General features: G+C 58.4%; 16 protein-coding genes. 7 read left to right on the plus strand and 9 right to left on the minus strand.

Annotation, left to right across the window (positions count from 1 at the left end):
* Positions 1-30 precede the first annotated feature (30 nt).
* The 6 genes from CKW16_RS04055 (at position 31) to CKW16_RS04080 (ending at position 8,765) form a co-directional block, all read left to right on the plus strand.
* A complete protein-coding gene (locus tag CKW16_RS04055; protein ID WP_095127318.1) occupies positions 31-1,239 on the plus strand; it encodes a DUF3426 domain-containing protein in 1,209 nt (402 codons plus the stop codon).
* A gap of 185 nt (positions 1,240-1,424) precedes the next feature.
* Positions 1,425-2,435, plus strand: coding sequence for a tRNA dihydrouridine synthase DusB (dusB, locus tag CKW16_RS04060; protein ID WP_095127319.1), 1,011 nt, complete (start codon positions 1,425-1,427; stop codon positions 2,433-2,435).
* Positions 2,432-2,752, plus strand: a complete 321-nt coding sequence (gene fis, locus CKW16_RS04065; RefSeq protein WP_007907419.1) for a DNA-binding transcriptional regulator Fis — start codon at positions 2,432-2,434, stop codon at positions 2,750-2,752. Before dusB ends, fis begins: the two co-directional genes overlap by 4 nt.
* Positions 2,753-2,833: 81 nt before the next feature.
* Positions 2,834-4,441 (plus strand): bifunctional phosphoribosylaminoimidazolecarboxamide formyltransferase/IMP cyclohydrolase, encoded by a 1,608-nt coding sequence (purH, locus tag CKW16_RS04070; RefSeq protein WP_095127320.1) that lies wholly within the window; start codon positions 2,834-2,836, stop codon positions 4,439-4,441.
* 151 nt (positions 4,442-4,592) lie between these two features.
* Positions 4,593-5,888, plus strand: coding sequence for a phosphoribosylamine--glycine ligase (purD, locus tag CKW16_RS04075; protein ID WP_046044758.1), 1,296 nt, complete (start codon positions 4,593-4,595; stop codon positions 5,886-5,888).
* A gap of 99 nt (positions 5,889-5,987) precedes the next feature.
* Positions 5,988-8,765 carry a hybrid sensor histidine kinase/response regulator gene (locus CKW16_RS04080; protein ID WP_095127321.1) on the plus strand — a complete coding sequence of 926 codons (2,778 nt, stop codon included), beginning with the start codon at positions 5,988-5,990 and terminating at the stop codon, positions 8,763-8,765.
* A 38-nt stretch (positions 8,766-8,803) separates the two neighbouring features.
* On the opposite strand, the gene CKW16_RS32245 is transcribed toward CKW16_RS04080, so the two are convergent.
* The 4 genes from CKW16_RS32245 to CKW16_RS04095 form a co-directional block, all read right to left on the minus strand.
* Positions 8,804-8,944 (minus strand): hypothetical protein, encoded by a 141-nt coding sequence (locus CKW16_RS32245; RefSeq protein WP_176471514.1) that lies wholly within the window; start codon positions 8,942-8,944, stop codon positions 8,804-8,806.
* 42 nt (positions 8,945-8,986) lie between these two features.
* Positions 8,987-9,298 carry a hypothetical protein gene (locus CKW16_RS32250; protein ID WP_176471515.1) on the minus strand — a complete coding sequence of 104 codons (312 nt, stop codon included), beginning with the start codon at positions 9,296-9,298 and terminating at the stop codon, positions 8,987-8,989.
* Between the two features lie 163 nt (positions 9,299-9,461).
* Complete coding sequence (locus tag CKW16_RS04090) at positions 9,462-10,187, minus strand: hypothetical protein (RefSeq protein ID WP_095127323.1); 726 nt, start codon at positions 10,185-10,187, stop codon at positions 9,462-9,464.
* A gap of 63 nt (positions 10,188-10,250) precedes the next feature.
* Positions 10,251-11,060 (minus strand): hypothetical protein, encoded by an 810-nt coding sequence (locus CKW16_RS04095; protein ID WP_141232703.1) that lies wholly within the window; start codon positions 11,058-11,060, stop codon positions 10,251-10,253.
* Positions 11,061-11,345: 285 nt separating this feature from the next.
* Here CKW16_RS04095 and CKW16_RS04100 point away from each other — a divergent pair, with 285 nt between their 5' ends.
* Positions 11,346-11,942 (plus strand): MarC family protein, encoded by a 597-nt coding sequence (locus CKW16_RS04100; RefSeq protein ID WP_095127325.1) that lies wholly within the window; start codon positions 11,346-11,348, stop codon positions 11,940-11,942.
* 61 nt (positions 11,943-12,003) lie between these two features.
* On the opposite strand, the gene CKW16_RS04105 is transcribed toward CKW16_RS04100, so the two are convergent.
* The 5 genes from CKW16_RS04105 to cobG form a co-directional block, all read right to left on the minus strand.
* Positions 12,004-18,912 (minus strand): TcdA/TcdB pore-forming domain-containing protein, encoded by a 6,909-nt coding sequence (locus CKW16_RS04105; RefSeq protein ID WP_256580450.1) that lies wholly within the window; start codon positions 18,910-18,912, stop codon positions 12,004-12,006.
* A gap of 680 nt (positions 18,913-19,592) precedes the next feature.
* On the minus strand, positions 19,593-21,296 hold the full coding sequence (gene cobJ / locus CKW16_RS04110; protein WP_095127327.1) for a precorrin-3B C(17)-methyltransferase: 1,704 nt from the start codon (positions 21,294-21,296) through the stop codon (positions 19,593-19,595).
* Positions 21,296-22,027 (minus strand): precorrin-2 C(20)-methyltransferase, encoded by a 732-nt coding sequence (locus tag CKW16_RS04115; protein WP_095127328.1) that lies wholly within the window; start codon positions 22,025-22,027, stop codon positions 21,296-21,298. The genes cobJ and CKW16_RS04115 overlap by 1 nt, the downstream gene beginning before the upstream one ends.
* Positions 22,027-22,653, minus strand: coding sequence for a precorrin-8X methylmutase (locus CKW16_RS04120; RefSeq protein WP_095127329.1), 627 nt, complete (start codon positions 22,651-22,653; stop codon positions 22,027-22,029). The genes CKW16_RS04115 and CKW16_RS04120 overlap by 1 nt, the downstream gene beginning before the upstream one ends.
* Positions 22,646-23,953 (minus strand): precorrin-3B synthase, encoded by a 1,308-nt coding sequence (gene cobG / locus CKW16_RS04125; RefSeq protein ID WP_095127330.1) that lies wholly within the window; start codon positions 23,951-23,953, stop codon positions 22,646-22,648. Before cobG ends, CKW16_RS04120 begins: the two co-directional genes overlap by 8 nt.
* Positions 23,954-23,965 lie beyond the last annotated feature (12 nt).

The raw sequence follows: 23,965 nt of genomic DNA on the forward strand, positions 1-23,965 counted from the left end.
AATGAACGCCTGCATAAACCGGATTGCCGCATGACCGACAGCTTCGTCACTCAGTGCCCGCATTGCCAAACCAGCTTCCGCGTCAGCCATGCTCAATTGAGCGTGGCCCGCGGAGTGGTTCGTTGCGGCTCGTGCTTGCAGGTGTTCAACGCCGCCCAGCAGCTACTTGAGCAACGGTCCGGCAAGGACGCGATCACGCCGGCTGCCCCGGTCATCGTCGAACCGCCGGAGCCGCGAGCCATCAGCCAAAAGCAATGGACCGCGGCCGAGCTGGATCTGGACAGTCTGGACCTGGACGAAGAGCTCGCTCGCCTCGAACAACGGGAGATCCAGCCGACCACGGAATTCGGCCGGCCCCGCGAAGACAATCTGAGTGCCAGCCGGGATACCGTCGAGCACGAAGAAGCGCCGTGGCCCGACAGCCTGTTCAGCGAATCGGCTGCCGATCGTGCGCAGACCACTGAAGCCGACTTGCCGGAGCTGGAACTCGATCCGAGCAAATACTCGCGCACCGAACCTTCGCTGTCCCTGGAACCGGTGGAACTGGACGACGAACATCTGCCGCCACAGCTGCGACTGCACGACCCGCTCGACGCACCGATGCATCACGAACGCCTGTCGGCGACCGATGATATCGACGACGATCGGCCCTCGATCCAGCCTCAGCGCAAAAAGCGTGAGCCGGCTGTCCGCGCCGAAGCCCTGCAAGAGCTGACCGATGACCCGCTGCAGCTGGACTGGCAAAAGCGCCGCTCACCCTGGGGTCGCCGATTTTTCTGGCTGCTGCTGATCCTGCTCGGCGCCGCCGCGCTCGCCGGTCAGTACATCGCCTACCATTTCGATGAACTGGCGCGTCAGGACCAGTACCGTCCGTGGTTCCAGCAAGTGTGTCCGCAAATCGGCTGCACCGTGCCATCCAAAGTCGACATCGCCAAAATCAAAAGCAGCAACCTGGTGGTCCGCAGTCACCCGGACTTCAACGGTGCACTGGTGGTCGACGCGATCATCTACAACCGCGCGCCCTTCTCCCAGCCTTTCCCGCTGCTGGAGTTGCGTTTTGCCGACCTCAACGGCCACCTGATCGCCAGCCGTCGCTTCAAGCCCGGCGAGTACCTCAACGGCGATCTCGAAGGGATGGCGGAAATGCCTCCGCAAACGCCGATCCACATCGCACTGGATATCCTCGATCCAGGCTCCAAAGCGGTGAATTACAGCCTGAGCTTCCATTCGCCCGAGTGAAACGGTTCAGTGTTACGGCTTTGACGGCATATTTCTGACTTTGGCCGCTCACACCAAACCGCTGGCGATAACAGAATAACTGTTCAGATTTTGTTCAATTCAGCCTTTATCCAGTCATCGAGAGCGGGTATCATGCCAACCCTTTTTCGAACTCTCATGATCCGACCCCACAACAGGGAAGTCCTATGTCGGCGGTACGCATCGGTCCTTACACATTGCACAACGGCTTGATTCTCGCCCCGATGGCGGGAGTCACAGACCAACCCTTTCGTCAGCTGTGCAAGCGACTGGGCGCAGGACTTGTAGTCTCGGAAATGGTCACCAGCGACATGAGCTTGTGGAACACCCGCAAATCGCGGATGCGCATGATCCACGAAGGTGATCCCGAGCCCCGCTCGGTACAGATCGCCGGTGGTGATGCACAAATGCTGGCGGATGCGGCCCGGGCCAACGTTGAACTGGGCGCACAGATTATTGATATCAACATGGGCTGTCCGGCGAAAAAGGTCTGCAACAAGGCCGCCGGGTCCGCGCTGTTGAAGGATGAAGCACTGGTGACCGAGATCCTGCAGGCCGTAGTGGCTGCAGTTGATGTGCCGGTGACCCTGAAGATCCGTACCGGCTGGGACCGGGACAACAAAAACGGCCTGACCGTGGCGAAGATCGCCGAGCAGGCAGGCATAACGGCGCTGGCAGTCCATGGCCGCACCCGTGCCGATCTGTACACCGGCGAAGCCGAGTACGACACCATTGCCGCAATCAAGCAGGCCGTGTCGATTCCGGTCTTTGCCAATGGCGATATCGATTCGCCAGAGAAGGCCCGGTACGTGCTCGATGCGACCGGTGCCGATGGCCTGCTGGTAGGCCGGGCCGCCCAAGGGCGGCCGTGGATTTTTCGTGAGATCGATCATTTTCTGCGTACCGGCGAGAAACTCCCGGCACTGGAACTGATCGAGGTGGAACGCATTCTGCTAGAGCATCTGGCTGCGCTGCACGTCTTCTATGGAGACGTCATGGGCGTACGCATTGCTCGAAAGCATGTGGGCTGGTATCTCGCAACCTTGCCGGGCGCCAGGGAGTTTCGCGCCCACTTCAATCGTTTGGAAGATACGGAAGCACAATGCGCCAACGTTCGGGGCTTCTTCGCCGAACGTTACAAGAGCCTGACAGGGGACGGAGAAGGGGTGGCCGCATGACGATGATGACCGAGACTTTAGTGAGTGGAACAACACCCGTGAGCGACAACGTGAATTTGAAACAGCACCTCAATACTCCGAGCGAAGAAGGTCAGACCCTTCGCGGGAGTGTCGAGAAGGCGCTGCACAATTATTTCGCCCACCTTGAGGGCGCTGCCGTCACGGATGTGTACAACCTGGTGCTCTCCGAAGTCGAGGCGCCCCTGCTCGAGTGCGTGATGAACTACGTCAAGGGCAACCAGACCAAGGCCAGCGAGCTGCTCGGACTGAACCGAGGCACGCTGCGCAAGAAACTCAAGCAGTACGATTTGCTGTAAGCATTCAATCAAACCAGAAAGGCGCCCGCGTAAAAACGGTCGCCTTTTTTGCTGACTCCTTTGCTTTTGATGGAAATTGAAATGACCGACCAGACTACCCGCCTGCCGATCCGCCGCGCCTTGATCAGCGTTTCCGACAAGACCGGGATCCTCGAATTCGCCAAAGAGCTTGAAGCCCTGGGCGTCGAGATCCTCTCCACCGGCGGAACGTTCAAGCTGCTGCGCGACAACGGTGTTGCCGCAGTGGAAGTCGCGGATTACACCGGTTTCGCAGAAATGATGGACGGCCGGGTAAAAACCCTGCACCCGAAAATCCACGGCGGGATCCTCGGTCGTCGCGGTATCGACGACGCCATCATGAACGAGCACGGCATCAAGCCGATCGACCTGGTAGCGGTCAACCTGTACCCGTTCGAAGCCACCATCAACAAGCCAGGCTGCGACCTGCCGACCGCGATCGAGAACATCGATATCGGCGGCCCGACCATGGTCCGTTCGGCAGCCAAGAACCACAAAGACGTGGCCATCGTGGTGAATGCCAGCGACTACGCCAGCGTCCTCGAAAGCCTCAAGGCCGGCGGCCTGACCTACGCTCAGCGTTTCGACCTGATGCTCAAGGCCTTCGAACACACTGCCGCCTATGACGGCATGATCGCCAACTACATGGGCACTGTGAACCAGGCGGCTGACACCCTCAGCACCGAAGGTCGCAGCGAGTTCCCGCGCACCTTCAACAGCCAGTTCGTCAAGGCTCAGGAAATGCGCTACGGCGAGAACCCGCACCAGAGCGCGGCGTTCTACGTTGAAGCCAAGCCTGCCGAAGTCGGTATCGCCACGGCGACCCAGTTGCAAGGCAAAGAGCTGTCGTACAACAACGTGGCCGACACTGATGCCGCGCTGGAATGCGTGAAGAGCTTCGTCAAACCGGCTTGCGTGATCGTCAAGCACGCCAACCCGTGCGGCGTGGCCGTGAGCCCGGACGCCGAAGGCGGTATCCGCCAGGCTTATGAACTGGCCTACGCCACCGACACCGAGTCGGCGTTCGGCGGCATCATCGCCTTCAACCGCGAACTGGATGCTGAAACCGCCAAGGCCATCGTCGAGCGTCAGTTTGTCGAAGTGATCATCGCCCCGTCCGTCAGCGAAGAAGCTCGCGCCATCGTGGCTGCCAAAGCCAACGTGCGCCTGCTGGCCTGCGGCGAGTGGTCGGCTGATCGCGCCGCTGCGTGGGACTACAAACGCGTCAACGGTGGTCTGCTGGTGCAGAGCCGCGACATCGGCATGATCGGTGCCGACGACCTGAAAGTCGTGACCAAGCGCGCCCCGACCGAGCAAGAGATCCACGACCTGATCTTCGCCTGGAAAGTCGCCAAGTACGTTAAGTCCAACGCCATCGTCTACGCCAAGAACCGTCAGACCATCGGTGTCGGCGCTGGCCAGATGAGCCGTGTGAACTCCGCGCGTATTGCTGCGATCAAGGCTGAACACGCTGGTCTGCAGGTTCAGGGTGCGGTCATGGCATCGGATGCATTCTTCCCGTTCCGCGACGGTATCGACAACGCGGCCAAGGTTGGTATCACTGCGGTGATCCAGCCTGGCGGCTCGATGCGCGATAACGAAGTGATTGCAGCAGCTGATGAAGCTGGCATCGCCATGGTCTTTACTGGCATGCGCCACTTCCGTCACTGATTTGTTTGCTTGATCGTACCCACGCTCTGCGTGGGCACGCAGCCCGGGACGCTCCGCGTCCCTCGGACGCGGAGCGTCCGCAGAGGCATTCCCACGCAGAGCGTGGGAACGATCGCCCTCCACAGAATTAGCGTCATCCGAGGTTTTTGAAATGAATGTTTTGATCATTGGCAGCGGTGGCCGTGAACACGCCCTGGCCTGGAAAGTGGCTCAGGATCCGCGCGTGCAGAAAGTTTTCGTGGCGCCCGGCAACGCCGGCACCGCCATTGAAGCCAAGTGCGAGAACGTCGCTATCGACGTGCTGGCACTCGAACAGCTTGCTGACTTCGCCGAGAAAAACGTTTCACTGACCATCGTCGGCCCGGAAGTGCCGCTGGTCGCTGGTGTCGTCGATCTGTTCCGCTCCCGTGGCCTGGATTGCTTCGGCCCGACCGCTGGCGCTGCTCAGCTGGAAGGTTCGAAAGCCTTCACCAAGGATTTCCTGGCGCGCCACAAGATCCCGACCGCCGACTACCAGAACTTCACCGAGATTGAGCCTGCCCTGGCTTATCTGCGTGAAAAAGGCGCACCGATCGTGATCAAGGCCGATGGCCTGGCCGCCGGTAAAGGCGTGATCGTTGCCATGACGTTGACCGAAGCCGAAGACGCCGTGCGCGACATGCTGGCCGGCAACGCATTCGGCGATGCCGGTTCGCGCGTGGTGATCGAAGAGTTTCTGGACGGCGAAGAAGCCAGCTTCATCGTCATGGTCGACGGCAAGAACGTATTGCCGATGGCCACCAGCCAGGACCACAAACGCGTCGGCGACGGCGACACCGGTCCAAACACTGGCGGTATGGGTGCCTACTCCCCTGCCCCGGTCGTGACCGCTGAAGTGCACAAGCGCGTCATGGATCTGGTGATCTGGCCGACCGTGCGCGGCATGGCCGAGGAAGGCAACGTTTACACGGGTTTCCTGTACGCCGGTCTGATGATCGACAAGGCTGGTAACCCAAAAGTCATCGAATTCAACTGCCGTTTCGGCGACCCTGAGACCCAACCGGTGATGCTGCGTTTGCAGTCGAGCCTGGTGTTGCTGGTCGAAGCGGCGCTGGCGCAAGCCCTGGACAAGGTCGAAGCACAATGGGATCCGCGTCCGAGCGTCGGCATTGTGCTGGCCGCTGGCGGCTATCCTGGTGACTACGCTAAAGGCGTTGCCATCAACGGTCTCGATGCAGCTGCAGCACTGGAAGGCAAAGTCTTCCACGCTGGTACTGCACTCAAGGACGGTCAAGTGGTGACGGCCGGTGGTCGGGTACTCTGCGCCACGGCAATGGGTGCCAGCGTCGATGCCGCTCAGCAGCAGGCTTACAAGCTGGCCGCCAAAATTGACTGGGAAGGCTGTTTCTATCGCAAGGACATTGGCTACCGTGCCATTGCCCGCGAGCGTGGCGAAAATCAGGAATAAGAGCGCCTTTCGGCCAGGCAAGGGCTTCGGGCCCTTGCCTGACTATTCCGGCGCCGCGCATAGTTATATTCTGGCATCAACCTACGAAGGGATTTCGCCGTGCGCTGGCTCAGGATTGCCATAGGTTTCACCGTCACTCTGCTGACCTTGCTCTGCATGCTCCCGGCCCAGGCCGCGCAAGGCAGTGGCTGGGCGGTATTGCTTGACGAACAGGGCGACTTGCAGCTCAGCGACATCCGTTCCGCTCGCTACACCAATCAATTCAGCCCCATTGAACTCGACCGCCTCACCGCCGCCGAACCCGATGGCGCGTTATGGCTGCGCTTCAGACTCGCTCCCGGCAAGCATGAACAGTTGCTGCGGGTGTTCGCTCCCGACCTGTCGCACTTCAATCTGTATGTGCTGGACGGCGACACGCTGATCGAGCAACTGAACACCGGCACCGGTCAGCCCCAGGCTGAACGACCACTGCCCAGCAGCGACTTCATGTTGCCGCTGCCGCAAAACGAAAAACCTCTCGATGTTTACCTGCGACTGGTCTCCGACCATCAGTTGAGGCCTTACATCACCCTGCAGTCAGCGGTCATGACCGCGGCCAATCAGAATCAGACGCTGATCTACGGACTGTTGTTCGGTTGCCTCGGGATGTTGATCCTGTACAGCCTCGTCCGCTACGCCTATACCCGCTCACGCAGCAGTTTCTGGCTGGCCGGATGTGAAGCATTGTTGATGCTCAGCCTGTTGCTGTTGCTGAATCTGGCAGGGCCCTGGCTGCCGAACTGGCACGCGGTGCAGACACCCGGCGCCTACCTCGCCTTGCTGCTGACGGCGCCGTGCGGCCTGATGTTCGCCTATCGCTTCTTCGCCCCACTCGGCCCGCACCCGCTGAACAAACTGCTGCTGGGGGACATTCTGTTCATCGTGGTCTGCGGCTTGCTGCTGTTGTTCGTCAACACGCTGCCGCTGAACATCATGACCTACGCCCTGGTCGCTCTGGCAGGTCTGAGCATGTTGTTCGTCAGCGCCTATCACTGGCAAAAAGGTTATCGCCCGGCGCGCCTGTTCGTCGCGGCGATGGTGGTGTTCAACATTGGCACTCTGATCATGTTGCCGGCACTGCTGGGATTGACCCTGGTCGCACCGCAAGGCTTGATCATGACGCTGCTGGGGTTAATCTGCATCAGCGGCGTGTTGATGAGCATTGCCTTGAGCGAACGTCAGCGCAGCATCACCGAAGACCGTTTCAGCGTCAGCCGCGACCTGGCTGCCAGCAACGCCGAGATCAACGCCAAGGCCGAATTCCTGGCAAAAATCAGCCACGAAATCCGCACCCCGATGAATGGCGTACTGGGCATGACCGAGCTGCTGCTGGGCACGCCGCTCTCGGTCAAGCAGCGCGACTATGTACAGACCATCCACAGTGCCGGCAACGAACTGCTGACACTTATCAACGAGATTCTCGATATCTCCAAGCTCGAATCCGGGCAGATCGAACTGGACGATGTGCAGTTCGACCTCAACGCACTGATCGAAGACTGCCTGAGCATCTTCCGCGCCAAGGCCGAACAGCAGAACGTCGAGCTGATCAGCTTTATCCAGCCGCAAGTGCCGCGCGTCATCAGCGGTGACCCGACTCGCCTGCGTCAAACCCTGCTGAGCCTGCTGGAAAACGCCCTGAAAAAAACCGACGAAGGCGAAATCCTGATCGTCGTCGCCCTCGATGAACGCAGTGCCAAACCGCGCTTGCGCATTGCCGTGCAGGACAGCGGTGAGCCGATGGACGCCGAAGAGCGCGACGCATTGATGCACGCCGAACTGCACAGCAAGCACTTCCTTTCGGCCACCCGCTTGGGAGGCAATCTGGGGCTGGTGATTGCCCGTCAGCTGATTCGCTTGATGCACGGGGAGTTCGGGATCAAGAGCGGCGCCAGCCAAGGCAGCACCTTGTGGCTGACCCTGCCGCTGGACCCTGACCGCCTCGAACATCCGACGTCTGACCTTGATGGCCCCCTGCAGGGTGCACGGGTATTGGTGGTGGACGATAACGACACCTGTCGCAAAGTGCTGGTGCAACAGTGCACCGCCTGGGGCCTGAATGTCAGTGCCGTAGCGTCCGGCAAGGAAGCGCTGGCGCTGCTGCGGACCAAGGCTCACTTGCGCGATTACTTCGACGTGGTCCTGCTGGACCAGAACATGCCTGGCATGACCGGCATGCAACTGGCGGCCAAGATCAAGGAAGACCCGAGCCTGAACCACGACATCCTGCTGATCATGCTCACCGGCATCAGCAATGCGCCCAGCAAGATCATCGCGCGCAACTCGGGGATCAAACGCATCCTCGCCAAACCGGTGGCCGGCTATACCCTCAAGACGACGTTGGCCGACGAGCTGAACCAGCGAAACAAGGGCCTCTCCATCTCGCAGCACCTGCCCACCGGCCCGACCTTACCGGTGAAGGTGCCAAGCGATTTCCGCATCCTGGTGGCCGAAGACAACAGCATCTCGACCAAAGTGATTCGCGGCATGCTAGGCAAGCTCAACCTGCAACCGGATACCGCCAGCAATGGCGAAGAAGCCTTGCAGGCGATGAAAGCCCAGCGTTATGACCTGGTCCTGATGGACTGCGAAATGCCGATCCTCGACGGCTTCTCCGCAACTCAGCAATTGCGTGCCTGGGAAGTCGGTAATCAGCGGACTCGCACGCCGGTGGTGGCGTTGACTGCGCACATCCTCGCCGAGCACAAAGAACGTGCACGCCAGGCCGGTATGGACGGGCATATGGCCAAACCGGTCGAGCTGTCGCAACTGCGTGACCTGATCGAGCATTGGGTGGCCCAGCGTGATCAGCAGATCCGGGCAGCGACTCAAACGTCCTGAGCCTCGACGTTGCAATAATCAGGCGCTCGAAACGCCGCTCATAACTCCAGCGCATGTAAATGACGAGTCGTTTCGGCGACAACTGCAGCAGCAACTTTCTTTCTGAACGTTGCGTAGTGAAACGTGCTGAAAGTAATGATCGCCATTTCTTCCTGGCTGGTTTCAACGATTTCCTCCATTGGCCAGAACAAGAACTTCGAGACCCGTGGGCGAGTGTTGAACTACTTGTGATACAGGGCTATTTCGACTTTCCCGGGCGATTTCAGCGCATAGGGGATCATCTGGAAAATCCCCTTCTCACGTAGCAGACTGGTCCTTTCAAATACCTCAAGCGCTGTGCTGTTACGCTTCAGAGCGGCTAACGCCTGACTTGCCGGGCGCGAAAAGCGGTCGCCCGCCGAGTCTGATAGTTGCCGCGACACGCTATCCGCCATCTGTCCTCCCCTTGCCTGTGCAGGAGTGACAGGACGCGTGGTATCCCAACCCAGAAACTTGAGTTTGTTTTTATAGTAATCGAACCAGTTACCTACCAACCCGTCCTCGTATGCCGAACGGGTGGCGAGTTGCGCATACAGATTGCTCAGGTAGATATCTTCCCTGTCTTGGGGAGACAGACCCTCACTGAAACCACTGCTGCGCCTGGAGAGGTGCCATCGTTGATGGTCTGAGTGACGGCCTGCCGAGCGCTCAGAATACTCATAAAGACACTTCTGGCGTTAACGGCACTTCGCCCGCTTGGACGTCAACGGCAAGGATATTATTCGCGGCCTTGCCCCCCAGTTTCCTTACCACGGCTTCACGAATGGAGCCATAAAGTACAGGCGACAAGTTGGCATTAAACCACCTTAGATAGATATTACCCTCCACATGTTCGGTAGAAAAAAGATGGCCCAAGGGATCGCTCGCCCCTTGTACAGTAGTTTTAAACTCTACAAAAAGACTGTCCATCAACAACCCTTGTCGGGCCACGATGATCTGCAACCTGACGTTACAACTCGCTGGAGAGTCCCCATCCTTGTCATTTTCTGGCCTGAGTGTTTGCTCCCGCAGCCGCTCAATCACCGGGTGGGTATCAGGCAAGTGGACAATATCGTCAAAGGCACGCATGACATGGGCAATCGTGGTGCGAGCCGATGGCGCTTCCAACCGATTCTCAACCCAATTGACCATGGCGCGTTTCGACGCGTCGTCAACGGCGAAACTGTCCCACGCAACAGACCTCTGCAACCAACTGTCTTTTAACACCCCCAGATATGTCTCATACCACCCGCCAGCACGGGCGAACTCCGGGTATTTCTTGTTAGCCACTAACTGCGCAAACAATACCGAATTCAATACATCCTGCCTCTCCTGCGCCAATAGCGTAGAGGACAGTAATACAACGGCACCTGCATCAATAAAAACTGAATACTGATTGTCCATCACATTCTCCTGATCCATTCAAGAATGGCGACTGCTACGCAGTCGCCAAGCGATCACCCGTGATCAGAGTTCGTATTCGTCGATTTTAGTCAGTGCACGATCACCTAACTTCGCGATGATAGTGGCACGAGTACGCGCAACAATGGATGGCACCATGGTCATATGGCTCTCGCCTTTGTACAGATCAACCGAACTGGCATCCCAATCAACAAACAGGACTTTGGTCTGGTTAACATGTTTGATGAAGCGCACCGCGCCCAGAGCCAGGATGACTTCACCGTGTTGACTCTCGATGCAGGACGCCACACCAAAACCACCCGTACCGGAATCCTTGATGTTCTGGTCGAAGACCTGAAGCGGTTTATCACTGGCTTGCAGTGCAGCCAGCGCATCGCCGGCAACTTTCAACATCAGCGCCGAGGTCGGACCAGGTACAGCGGCGGCGGCAACGGCGGAGCCCAAAACCTTCAGGACCAGTTGATCCATTTTGAAGCTCTTGCCCGAGGCCGCAACGGTGTCGTAATACTTCTGCAGAATGGTCCAGCCCGCATCCTGCATGACTTGCAGGAAGTACTGATACCACTCCTTGCCTTGATCATCACGCGGATACTTTTTGTTCGCCACTAACGAGGCAAACAGATAAGTGTGTTGAATGTCGGTCTTGTTTTGTTCGGACATCCCCGACACAAAAGACAGCACACCGTCACCTACAATCGATGCACGGTCCGGCTGTTCGATATCGGTATTAATCTGCACAGATTTGATCGCCATACCCCGTGGAGCGATAACAACATTCTCAGGTGCTGCATCATAAGCATTCAAACGCTCAAGACGGTCAGACAGAGTTACAACCGGATTAGACTCAATGTTCATTTCAATTTCCTTTTATTTAATTAAGGCCCTCCATGGGCCCGAGCGACAAACTTACGCAACTTATAAAAAACGAACAAGCACACAACTGTAACTTCAAATAATGTAATTTATTATTATCCCGACAAGCCAACCACCCACTAACAAACAAACAAACAAACAAACAACTAAGCCACTATTAACATAACGAGGACTTTGGCACTTGCAACCGGCCCATGACTGCAAGCCGACAGACTGCCCGGCGCCTGATAGACTCCACTTCAATTTCAATCGCCGCGGGCTTCGACCATGCTCCACGTGTTGTTCAGCGTTTACCTGAAGATGCTGGTGCTCTACAGCCCGTTCTTCGTACTGTCCTGCTTCATCAGTCTGACCCGCGGTTATTCGCGCAAGGAACAACGTCGCCTGGCCTGGAAAGTGGCGACTGCCACCCTGGTCTCCAGCGTCTTGCTGTACCTGTTCGGGCGAGTGATTTTCAGTGTCTTCGGCATCACCGTGGACGCCTTCCGCATCGGCGCCGGCAGTGTGTTGTTCATCTCGGCGCTGGGCATGGCCCAAGGCAAGTCTGCGGTGCAGACCGACAACGTGCAGCAGGACGTGACCATCGTCCCGCTGACCATTCCCCTGACGGTCGGCCCCGGCACCATCGGCGCCTTGCTGGTGATGGGCGTGAGCCAGCCTCATTGGGACGACAAACTCACGGCCATTCTCAGTATTGCCCTGGCCAGTTTTACGGTCGGCATAGTGCTTTATCTGTCCAACCGCATCGAGCACATTCTCGGTGACCAGGGCTTGCAGATCGTCAGCCGGTTGATGGGGTTGTTCGTCTGCGCATTGGCGGCGCAGATCATCTTTACCGGGGTGAAGGGCTATCTGGTTCCGTGACGCCCACCTTCGTCATTAGCGCGGCGAACTGCCTGTCCTCGCCATCGATGGCTGTCAGAACTCAATCTTCTATTTTTTCAACTATTGCGGTGGGCAAAATGTCTTTGAGCAACACACTACTCGTGCTGCCTTTCCTGGCAACAAGGGCACTCACCAGTGTTGACACCGCTAAGGAGTGATAGCCGCTCATCGTCAGAAATACGTTCCGTTGCAAAACGACATCGGTCGAGAATACGTCGCGAAAGATCAAACTGTGTCCGCTGTCCGCATCCACAATCACCAAGTGTTCATCGACCCGGCTCGCCCACAACTGATCCGCGACCACGATATCCCAGATCAGTTTTCCCGGAACCGAAGGCGGGTGATCGAGTGCATAGCGGCAATCGACAATGACCGATTCAAGTTTCAACCATGCGGCTCTGGTAAGCCGACAGGTCGTTGAACCTTGACCCAGTTTGAGCACCAGGATGCTGACATTATCGGCAATCAACGGGAGCAGGTCCGTACGCGTTTTCGCCCCCTCGACCACCAGTACTTCGGCGTTTCGCTGGACATAGTCGAGCGGCCCGACCCTGTTGTTTTGCGGATAGGTGTGCAAAAAACCGTCCCTGCGGTCATGCAGCATCACATTGGTTTGATGCTGGGTGCCGACGAGCGTGAATGGCGCAGCAATAGCGGTCTTCGGAATTCGGATCAACCGTCCGGTCCGGACCACGTACCATTGTTGGTAGTCAGGGTCTTTGACGGACAGAAAATCGGCGCATCGATGTTCGTTCGCCAGCACCGCCAGGCCCTCACTCAACTCAACTTCCAATGCAGCGACCCAATGGCTGTTAACGCCCGTAATCCGTACCGGTTCGTTGTACTGTAAATCCACCTCCACACCTTCAAGCGTCGTTGCCCTCAGGCCAGAGCCTTCCTCTGTTACGTCGCTAAAGGTCCAGCTCGCCCATTCCTGCGTCAGGGCTGGCAATGCCTCAGCCAGTAACAGTTTCGTTCCCTGGGCAAATGCCGTGCTCAAGCGGTCTGGATCGATAAAACCCTGACGGACAATCTTGCCGGTTGAAAGATCAAACAGCCAGGTGGCCTGATTGTCTGGAGTAAGACTCAGCAACCGTACTTCTTTACCGCGCCCCATTTCAGCGAGCAGCAGCCGACCATCCAGGTACCAGGCGCACAAGGCATCTCCCTTGAAACCGGTCAAACCCAGGATGGCAAAACTCGACACCGGGTATTGCACCGCAACCGTTTCCAGCGCCGACCACCATTGGGTTTTTCCCTTGAACCAGTGCTCGGTCAGCCCGCCGAGTCTCAGATTCCCGTCCGGCATAATGTTAAAGAACAGACCAGAGTCGGTCAGGACGAGATAGTCCCGCTCAACGGCGACAACATTTTTCAGCCCAGGGGGGGAGATGTTGCTGGACGCCCATTGTGCGCGACCCTCCACCATCGACCTTTGCTGACACATGAGGCGTTGGTGAAGTTTGTCGTAGGTAACGAACACGTCGCCCTCGACACCGGCGGGAGCAATGAGCACAAGATCATTCAAGGCCTTGATCGAGTCTGCCCATCCCCGCGCATGGTGACGCCTGGCAGGTGCACGAATAATCAACCCATCACTGCTGCGCACCCAGACCAGATCCCGCGACTCGGCATCGATCTGCCAACAAATCGAAACCAGTGCACCGGGACGCCAGTTCACTGAATTGGCGGACTCTGCCAGCAACACATAGTCGCCCAGCACCTGCTTCCAGTCCTTCAGCGTGTCAGCCTCCAAAACGACCTGCAACGCAGGATCCTGACCGCGGGTGATCGAGCTGAGCAGCACGGCCCGGTCATGGATCACATAGGTCAGTTCATCGCGCTGGCCGTCCTTTCCAGGGAGCTGCTGCACGATCTGAATGCCGCCATTGGTCACAGCCTCGAAGCGGACAATCGCCATGCTATCTCTAAAAAGCAAACGATAGCGCTGAACCAGCGTGCCGGTGATCGCATCGACCTGCCAGACATAGAAAGTCTCGGGGTGATAGAAGTAAGCCGAACCCTCCACCACCGCGCCCAATCTCACCTCATCCGACATCAGGACATGCGAGTCGCGGATGTACAGAAAACGATCCAGCGCCGAGTCGTAATACGCGGTTACTGTCCTGGGTTCGTCCGGTTTTTCGAACGGCACCACGAAGTTGCGAACAGGGGTGTAAGACGCGGCGAGGCGATGTTCATGGGTCAGTGTCTTGAAGTGATCCAGCAACGCTTGTTCCCCGAGGGCCGGACTGGCCTCTTCTTCGACCACTTCAAGCTTGCAGGCAACAAGATCAACGAGCACGATTTTGTTTTTCGACAGCTTGAGCAACACATGGTGAACGCCACTGCCACTGAACGTCACATCCAATGTCCCCGAGACAAGGCGCCCCCCGGCTTCTATCCGGATGTCTGCCTCCACCAGCCATGGAGCCAGCAGCATCCATTGCATGGCAATGTGACCGGGTGCGACGAGTTCAAGGCTCACCCCGGGATTGAGCAGCACGGAACATTGAGCTCCTGCGCCTTCTACCCGGTAGGACACCAGCCCGTGCCACATCTTCGGCAGCGCAGGTACCGCCAGTGATCGCTCGATGTTATCGAGACGAACGTTGAATACCGTTGATTTGTAGACCGGGTACAGCCGGTTGACCACGTAATCGCTGGGAAACGAATAGAACGAAAACAGAAACTGCCATTGCCCCTGTGCGTTCTTTTTCTCCAGTCGACGTGCCGTGTCGAACCCGCCGGCATGACGAAACGTGACAAACGGCAGCGCCTTGTATTCGTAGCCGTACCAGGTCTTCGGTCGGCAGGGCAGAACGATGGTCTGTCCTGCCTGTGGTGAGAAATTCGCCGAGTCCGGCAACTCAAGTCCCTGACGAATATCGATGGCTCGTTCGTAATTCACATCGTAATCCGGGACCCCGAAATGGTTCCGAAGCGGGAACAGTTTCGGGCTGTCGAAATGGACGGTGGATGCGCGCAAATCCAAATCGGCAAACACCAGCAAGGGCTGCGCAATCCAGGCATTCAACGCCTTGTCCAGGTAATAGCCGCCTTGTACATACGCCTTTTCAAGCCCAGCAAAAAACAGCGCGACCTCCTTGGCTTCCTCCGCAATCGTCGCAAAACCTTCGGCCAGCGCAGTAACGCCCACTGCCACTCCGCCAAAAATCACCCCGGCGCCCCCCAGCACCGCGGCCACCGTACCCGCGCCAGCCAGGGCTGCCCCCAGACCCGCTACGCCCAACACCACACTCGCGGAGTCGAAGGCCAACTGCGTCCCGAACTGCGCCTTTTCAATCTCATTGGTGGCGTGGCTTAGCTGATAAATATCAAACCCGACATTCACCATCCCCAATACCGTACCGACCCCTTCATTGGCGATATGCCCCAACGCCCTTCGCACAAACGGCGCGCTGGTCCTGGCGATCAGCTTTTCATCGTCCAGTGCCTGGCGGACCAGTTTGATCACACCAATAACGTCCACTACGTTGCCATGGGCCAACTGGGCATAGTTCACGTAGGCATGCAGGCGAATGGCGGTGGTCAGGGCCTTGTCACCACCGCTGGCCGCGCCCTCGTGATGTCGCAGCGCATTCATCAGGGCCTGTATGGTGAAACCGGCATTGAGCGTATGAACGCTGCCGGCGTCCGTCGGATCGAGCGGATTGACCGGCGCACGCGGGCGAGCGGCCAATGAATGGAAGGTTTCGGAGAGGAAGTTTTTAATTCTCAGGAACCGGTGATCGCTGGTGGTGACACGCTCAATGGTCTGCCCGGCATCGGTGTTGACCAGACTGATTGTGTATTCCCCCGTTGGGGTTATCTCCAGTGTCTCGAACAACACAACAGAATCCGACGCCAGCCCGTGTTGCTCCTGCAACTGCCGTGTCGCCTGCGCGATCTGCCCACCCCACCAGTGCGCGTCCAGTTCCAGCAATGAACTGCCCAGCGCCGCATTGTTGACCAACGACTGCCCCCGGGCACTGGCCAGCCGTTGTCTTACCCGAGGCGCCTGCTCAGGCAACGCTCCCGGCACCAACAGACTTGAGACCTGAGCACCGGACGCAAGCACCATGGCGTTCAGCCCTGCGCCATTGAGTTCGATCAAGTCAAAAATCGGACGTGCCACATCCCCAAAGGCGGCGTAATGCCTGGCCATCTCCTTGCGGATGAAAAAGTGCGTCAGCGCCTCACTGAACGTCGAGGCAGTCACAAACTCGAAGATCCCGAAATTCGGATCGTAGAGCAGGTAAGCGCTGTGTGGCCCCTCAAACGTTTTCGCAACCAGCATCGAGTGGTTGTCCGAGTTGAGCATCAGGGTGGTGGTGGCCGTTTTTTCTTCCAGCATCGCTACGACCTGAGTCAGATCGGAACGCATCAATGGCTTGCCTGATTCATTGACCGGGACGTCACGCAGCTCCTCGATCATGTTCACAAACCCCTTTGAGTCGCCGGCTTCAGGCTCGGTAACCGCCAGGTAAAAGCGTTCCCGCAAGGTATTTGCCGCGTTGCTGCCTTTATGGAGCGCAGCAGCCATGGCCAGTGCCAGTGGGTAACAGCGTCCGGCAACCCGATCGCCCGATCCTTCGAGCAACAAGTCCTGGGGCACCAACTTGAAACTGCCGTGATCGAAGCTCTCCAGCACTTCACCGATTCGTTCGCCAATCCGGTCGCGGTACTCGAGTTTCGCCACGTGCTGAATCCTGGCGACCAAACGCCCCCATTCCACCAGCGTCAGCGGGCGTTCGAGTGCCTGCTTCTTGAGCTCGACGCTGGTTTCGGACAAGGCCACGGGCGGGTTGGAAGCACTCGTCAACCCGGCAAGGAAAGCCGGATGACTTTGCTTGAACAACTCCCGCTCAATGGCCCCGTAACGGTGGATGACTCCCAACTCCGACATCGTATTGGCAAGGTTTTCAAGCGTTGCACTGGCTGCATCAAAATGCCGGTTATCCAGGGCATTGACCCCCAACAGGCCACCCAGCAACAGACGTTGCAGCGGGTTTAGATTCAGGGTGAGCAGTGGGTCTTTGGCGAGCTGGCTCAGCAGTTCATCCACCGACAGGTTTTGTGTCGCCGCGTCCGGGAAGGGTGCCGGGGGGCGGATGTTGGCGTCCTGAGCAATGATCGCTTGCCGGTCATCGAAGCTCAGGGACAACGGCTTTTCAAACGTCACGCTGCCGTTGTGGCGCTGACTCATTGCCTGGCGAAATGGCTCACCGAGGTCATCGGCCAGTTGCTGCAACAGATCGGTAATCAACACATGACGACCTTCGATCACCGGCCAGCCTTCTTCGAAATCAATACGCTGGTACTTGAGCAGTTGTGTGACATCGCCGGCATAGCGGGCTTTGAACTTCCCGGCCTCCCAACGCTGCTTTTCTCTATTCAGCCATTGAGCCGTATCGCTCTCGTTCTCCTTCCAGGAGTGATCCAGCTCCTCCTCGGTCGCCCGGTTGACGGTTGCGATGGCGGGTATGGCGACTTCAGCTCTCGAAGCTTCAGCGCCCCGTGGAGTGAAATGCATCTTCTCGTAATCCGCCAGCCCATCGCGCATCGCAGCAGGCCCGGTCAGATAAATGGTCACTTCACTCTGTGGACGGATTCCGTCGCTGTAGTAAGCAGCGGCAGCTTCAACCAAAAACCTGAGCGCTATTTCTTCCTCCATCGACAGTTCATGCAAGGGCCCGAACCGTTTCTCGACCACCTCCTCGGCAACGTCACTGACTGCCTGGGCATCGATAAGCGCGATCCTTCTTTCAACGGCTAACCGGGCGGTGGCATCAACTACCTCATAGTTAAGCCTGAAACGGTCAAGAACAGCCTTGAGCATCGCTGACCCGGTATGAGCCATCATGAACGCGTTACTCATTGTGCTTTGTTCGGCGACGGCACGCAGTCCATCCGGTCGCACCTGGCGCTCTACCGGGCGACGGAAAACACTGCTGATATCAGGGCTGCTCTTGGCAAAACTCTCCAGCGCCTCACGGTGCTCCTGAGGAATTTGCTCGAAATAGCTTGTGTACCTGCTGCGTATAACCTGCCGCCCCGGCATCCACTCAGGACGGTGGTCAAGTATCAACTGCAAAACACCCAGGCGTGCATCCGAGCCAAACCGGCTTATATCCACCCCGCCCAGCTTTTCTAACAGCGGCGGCAGGTTATCCACGTCTGCATAACTGCCACCGTCGGCGAGCAGTGCCTCGGCGCGGACAATATCGGAGGCGGCAGCAAAGTTGCCACGCAAGCTGACTTCTCGCTCGTAGATGTCCTGCAAGTACAAGGGTGTCGCCTCGGTGGCGAGATCGCAAAGAACAATAGCGCTCTCTTTCAACGACAACAGACTCTGGTGGTTGTTTTCCCTGAGTACTTTCAACCGTCCTTCATCTTGACTATAGGCTCGAACCAACAGATCGATCCTGGCGTCGTCGGCGCTCTCTCCGCGCTCTACCGCTTTATTAATGTGCGCAAACATCTGCTGCTTGAGAGCAATGACCCGTTCTTCATATTTATCGCCTAGTTCAATAGCGGTACTACTGGCCTGCCCGCCATCAAGCATGGCGTCAGCCTTGGCCGCCTCGACAATAATCCGATTGGTTTCGTAGGCCAGCAATGCATCGCTGTCGTACCAGAGTTTGAGGGTGTAACCCTGCCCAGACAATGTCTGCTTCCAGATGTTGATGTAGTCGCGCTGGATATCGCCCATACCACCGCCGAGCCAGACAAAATGCAGATTGTCAGGAACGTTTGTTTTGGGAATTAGCAACTGCTGGGTACCGTTCGACAAACGAGCCTCGAAACCTTCGAGCCGTTCGTAGATGTCTGTCACGTCGGGGGGCGCGCTCTTGGGAGGAAGCGACTCAGTCGTTCGTCGTGGTCGACCCACAGGCCCGCCAAAAGATGCCAAAGCCTGCTTCAACAGGCCCAGCGGCTCCAGCATCCTTGGCGAATCGAGCAAGTCGATGCAGCCTGAGTAATACCTGAAGACGGCGTCATACTCATCGGTACCTTTGTGTGAAATTAACGCCTGCTCAAGATCTTTAAGATTAAAAAGTTTTGCGAACTTTACATATTCACCGACATACGGAACATCCAAATGACTATTAGACAAGGCACTCTCCAGCTTCAATACATGCAATTAAGTTCTGTAAGCCAGCCACGCAAATACCGCTCGACGACAACGTCAACCATTTCGTATTTTTGAACGAGACCAGATCATTACGTGAAGCAACCACTTCACACGAGACAAAACTAAATCGTAAAAGCAGGCACTTCAAACCCGAAGAAATTCAATTAATTTCAATACAATCAAATTTGAAAATAATAAAACTTTATATTGCCGACTTAAATAATCGCACTTGGACAAACAAAATCATCGAGGCCATCAACAAACAGGCAGCGTTGTGACTCATGCGCAACGCCGAAGTTTTCGACTGCAAAAAAAGCACTGTATAAAGGAAGAAATCAGCGACAGAAAACAGTATTAATTCGTCGTGGCGAGAGTCATAAATCCCACAACGGCTGGTGAAATAAATGACGCATCAACGCCAAAGTGAAAGTGCCAAATCAGCAGACGGGAATGTATCAAGTGAAAAACGGCCCACGCGGGGCCGCTGTGGTTCAGGAGGCAGGCTTGATACCGTACCAACGCGGCGTATACACCCACTCACCACCCTCGGCACGAGGAAATGCACAGGTGGTGGACGAGCCGATCAACACCATGGTGCGCATGTCCACTTGATCCGGGGTCAACTGCCCCAGCGTAGTCACGCGCAAGGTCTGGCCCGGGCGACCAATGTCTCGTCCCAACACCACCGGCGTTTCTACGGTGCGGTGTTGCGCGACAATCTCCAGTGCCCGACCCAACTGCCAAGGACGCGACCGCGAGATCGGGTTGTAGAACGCCAACGCCAGATCGGCTTCGGCGGCCAGGTCCAGGCGCTTCTCGATGATCGCCCAAGGCTTGAGGTTGTCCGACAGCGACATCACGCAGAAGTCATGCCCCAACGGCGCACCGGCCTGCGCAGCGGTCGCCAGCGACGCGGAGACACCCGGCAGGATTTCCAGATCGACGCTGTGCCAGCTCGGCTCACTCGACTCATGCAACGCTTCAAGTACCGCCGCCGCCATAGCGAACACACCGGGGTCACCGGACGACACCACAATCACCGAACGGCCTTGCGCCGCCAGCTCGAAGGCGTGACGGGCACGCTGCATCTCTTCGCGGTTGTCAGTGCAATGCAGCACTTGGTCTTCGCGGAACGGCCCGGCCATGCGCACGTAGGTTTCGTAACCGAGTACGTCGGTGGCCCTGGCCAGTTCGGCCTTGACCGCTGGCACCATCAGTTCGGCGGCGCCAGGACCCAGACCGATCACCGCCAAACGACCGCGTGCACGGCCGATCTGCGTAGCGTCCAGCGGCTGAGTGGCCACCGTGATGGCAATGCCGGTATCCGCTGACACGATGGTAGCGTTCGGCACGGTGTGGCGGGACAACTCGCTAACGCCGCCGCTGACCGACGCAAACCGCAGAGGTACACCCAGTTCAAGTGCCGCTTCGCGCAATGCCGTGCTGGCCATGTTCAGATCGCTCGCTAACAGGCACGCCACCGATTGCACGGCGATTTTCGCCTGATGCAAGGCTGAGCGAATCGCGCCTGGCAGATCCGCGACCTCGGCGCTCACCGCCACCAACACATTACGCGGGTAGATCATCAATTCATTGGCCGCAGGCGCACGCTCGGCATGGCCGACATGGATCGACAGCTGCGCTTGAGGATCTTGCGGCAACTGCGCTTGCGCCAGCCACGGCGCAGCCCCTTCGACGCGTACGCTTTGGCCGGCGAGCAAATCCGAGACGAAGCGCTTGCCCAGTTCCAGATCGCCGAGGGCGTAACCGCTGGGTGGATTGAGCAGGCAGGTGCCGAAGCGCAATTCACCGCTGGTGGTAATCGCCGCAGCAACCTCGAGACCGGCGGCAATCTCGCGCGCCATGACGTTCACCCCGCCGAGACCGCCAAGCAGCGGCACCACGGCGCTGCCGTCTTCAGCCACGGCCAGGACTGGCGGCTCGGCGCCTTTTTCCAGCAGAAGCGGGGCCAGCGTGCGGATCACGATGCCCGCAGCGCACAAGGCGATGATCGGCGTGTCCTGTTGATAGAACTCACGCAAGGTGGCGCCGAATTCGTGATAGACGCGGTCCGCGCCTTCCACCCGTTCGGCCAGGCCATGGATCAATGCGCCAGGGTACAGCTGCGCAATCTTGCGCGCGGTGGCGAGGCTGCCATTGCCCAGAATGACAATCGCCGGAACTGGACGGGCCATCAGCCTTGCCACCTTTCACCGGGCACAATGATCAGCGAGAAGTACGGCGAGGACATCGGCTCGACCTGATCCAGCGGAACGATTTTCTGGTTGGCCATGGTCGCGCGTTCAACGTACAGCGCACGTTCCGCCAGCCCGAGTTCTTCGAGTACCTGACGGACCTTGGGGAAGTTGCGCCCCAGTTTCATGATCACCGCGGCATCGGCATCGGCCAGACGACGCTTGAGATCCTCGGCGGGCAATACACCCGACAGGACCGACAAACTCTGATTGCGATACACCAGCGGCGCGCCCAGTACCGAGGCACCGCCGAGCATCGAGCAGACACCCGGCACAACTTCGGCTTCATAACGCTCAGCCAGACGATCATGCAGGTACATGTAGGAGCCGTAGAAGAACGGATCGCCTTCGCAGATCACCGCCACGTCACGGCCAGCGTCCAGGTGCGCGGCGAGTGCTTCGCCGGCCGCATCGTAGAAATCGCTGATCACTTGTTCGTACGACAGCGGCGCTGGCAACGCTTCTGTGGTCACCGGATACACCAGCGGCAGCAGCGTTTGCGCGTCCTGCAAATGCGCCTCGATGATGCCGAATGCGTTGCCTTTTTTGCCCTTGGCGACGAAGTACGCCACCACCGGCGATTCGCGCAGCAGGCGCAGGGCTTTGACGGTAATCAGTTCCGGATCACCAGGGCCGACGCCCAAGCCGATCAAACGTCCAGGTTGCTGCATCATTCGATCTCCGTAGCGAGGGCATTGACGGCGGCGGCGGCCATGGCACTACCGCCCAGCCGACCTTGCATGATGACGAAAGGCACGCCACGGCTGTCCGCCGCGAGCGCTGCCTTGGATTCGGCTGCGCCGACGAAGCCCACCGGGAAGCCGAGGATCAGTGCCGGTTTCGGCGCGCCAGCGTCGAGCATTTCCAGCAGATAAAACAGCGCGGTCGGTGCGTTGCCGATCACCACCACGCTGCCTTCCAGGTGCGGGCGCCACAGTTCCAGCGCGGCGGCGGAGCGGGTGTTGCCCAGTTCGCGGGCAAGCTCCGGAACGCTTTCATCGCGCAGGGTGCAGATGACTTCGTTGTTCGCAGGCAAACGCGTGCGGGTCACACCTTCACTGACCATCCGCGCATCACACAGGATCGGTGCACCGGCGGCCAGCGCATCACGCCCGGCCTTGCCCGCGCCTTCGGAAAATTGCAGGCCGTCGATGGCGTCGACCATGCCGCAGGCGTGGATCACACGGACCGCGAGTTTCTCCAGATCGGCCGGAATACGCTCGAGATTGGCCTCGGAACGAATGATCGCGAAGGAGTTGCGATAGATCTCCTGACCGTCGCGGATGTAATCAAGCATCAAGGGGGCTCCGTGAGCGGGCGTCGAGCAAGGCTGCGACCGCTTCAATAGTAAGGTTGTGTGCGTGCAGCGCGCCGAAACCCGGATGCGCTGCATCGCGAAAATAGAGGTCGTAGTGACCGGGAGAAACCGCCAGCAACGTGACCGGTGCAATGTGCGCGGCCGCGCAGGAACGTGAGCAACCGGACAGATGCACGTTCTGTGTCTGGCCCTGGTGTTGCAACAGCGCGGCCAGTTGCCGGGCATCGCCCTTGGTGTCGGCCAGGCCTTTGCCGCAACCCGTCGAGCCGGTGCAGGCGACCAGGTGCGCCAAGGCATCGTCGGCCGAGCAACGCAGGCCCAGTTGTTCAAGGTTGTGGATAACTTGCGGCGCATCGTCGACATGGGCACCGGGTAACAACAGGCTTTGCCAAGGTGTGAAGCGCAGGCTGCCGTCGCCGTGGTCACGAGCCAGTTGTGCAGCGCCTCTGAGCATCGCGGGATTGAGACGGCCCAGCGGCGGCACCGCGCCTATATAGACATGCTCGGCGTCGCGTTGTGGATGAGCGCCGATGTGCAAGACACTCGGACTTACTTTGCGCTGCCAACCCGTGATGGGCATCAGCGGCACACGCTCGGCCAGACGGGAGAGTAATTCGTCTAGCGAGCATTCAGCGAGCAAATGCCGCATGCGCGTTTGATCGGGACGCGCCAGATCAAGAAACAACTCAAGCACCGCGACCACCAGCGCATGGCCCTGATCCAGTGACACCGCGCCCGCAGGCGGGTCCACAGGGCAACCCGCCAGACCGAATGCAAAAACCAGCTCGCCGTCTCGCTCAGTGGCGGACAACCACAGGTCATGGGGATGTTCGAGCATCGCCAAGCCTTCGCCGCCATCCAGTTGCACGGCAAACTTGGCACTGAGGTCGTGGAAGCGTTCATGACTTTGCAAGGTGGCGAGGATCTGTTCAGCCAACAGACGCGTGTCGAACAGCATCTGCTGATCGATCCCGGCGCTGGGGCTGAGCATCAGATTGCGCACATCGTCGCCAGCAGCAGTGCTTGGGCCCAACCCTGCTGCCATCAGGCCGTCGATCAAGGCGTCATGTTCACTACCGATCCCGCGAATCTGCAGATTGGCGCGGTTGGTCGCCTCGATCACGCCGCCGGCGAACCTTTCGGCAGCACTGGCCACTGCGTCGGCCTGAGCCGCACTGATCGAACCGCCATTCAGTTTGATCCGGCAGATACCGCCGTCCAGCGCCTGGACGATACGCAGCAACCCCGGGCAGGCCGAGGGGCGTAAGGCTGAGGACATCGGGCGTTTGTT

This window comes from Pseudomonas sp. Irchel s3h14, assembly GCF_900187425.1.
Taxonomy (GTDB): domain Bacteria; phylum Pseudomonadota; class Gammaproteobacteria; order Pseudomonadales; family Pseudomonadaceae; genus Aquipseudomonas.

Excerpts from the sequence above, each read along its gene's own strand:
- cobG (WP_095127330.1), bottom strand. The coding sequence starts at position 23,953 with ATGTCCTCAGCCTTACGCCCCTCGGCCTGCCCGGGGTTGCTGCGTATC.
- CKW16_RS04055 (WP_095127318.1), top strand. The coding sequence starts at position 31 with ATGACCGACAGCTTCGTCACTCAGTGCCCGCATTGCCAAACCAGCTTC.
- purH (WP_095127320.1), top strand. The coding sequence starts at position 2,834 with ATGACCGACCAGACTACCCGCCTGCCGATCCGCCGCGCCTTGATCAGC.
- CKW16_RS04090 (WP_095127323.1), bottom strand. The coding sequence starts at position 10,187 with ATGGACAATCAGTATTCAGTTTTTATTGATGCAGGTGCCGTTGTATTA.
- CKW16_RS32245 (WP_176471514.1), bottom strand. The coding sequence starts at position 8,944 with ATGGAGGAAATCGTTGAAACCAGCCAGGAAGAAATGGCGATCATTACT.
- CKW16_RS04120 (WP_095127329.1), bottom strand. The coding sequence starts at position 22,653 with ATGCTTGATTACATCCGCGACGGTCAGGAGATCTATCGCAACTCCTTC.
- CKW16_RS04095 (WP_141232703.1), bottom strand. The coding sequence starts at position 11,060 with ATGAACATTGAGTCTAATCCGGTTGTAACTCTGTCTGACCGTCTTGAG.
- CKW16_RS04115 (WP_095127328.1), bottom strand. The coding sequence starts at position 22,027 with ATGCAGCAACCTGGACGTTTGATCGGCTTGGGCGTCGGCCCTGGTGAT.
- CKW16_RS04105 (WP_256580450.1), bottom strand. The coding sequence starts at position 18,912 with ATGCTGGAGCCGCTGGGCCTGTTGAAGCAGGCTTTGGCATCTTTTGGC.
- cobJ (WP_095127327.1), bottom strand. The coding sequence starts at position 21,296 with ATGGCCCGTCCAGTTCCGGCGATTGTCATTCTGGGCAATGGCAGCCTC.
- fis (WP_007907419.1), top strand. The coding sequence starts at position 2,432 with ATGACGATGATGACCGAGACTTTAGTGAGTGGAACAACACCCGTGAGC.
- purD (WP_046044758.1), top strand. The coding sequence starts at position 4,593 with ATGAATGTTTTGATCATTGGCAGCGGTGGCCGTGAACACGCCCTGGCC.
- CKW16_RS04100 (WP_095127325.1), top strand. The coding sequence starts at position 11,346 with ATGCTCCACGTGTTGTTCAGCGTTTACCTGAAGATGCTGGTGCTCTAC.
- dusB (WP_095127319.1), top strand. The coding sequence starts at position 1,425 with ATGTCGGCGGTACGCATCGGTCCTTACACATTGCACAACGGCTTGATT.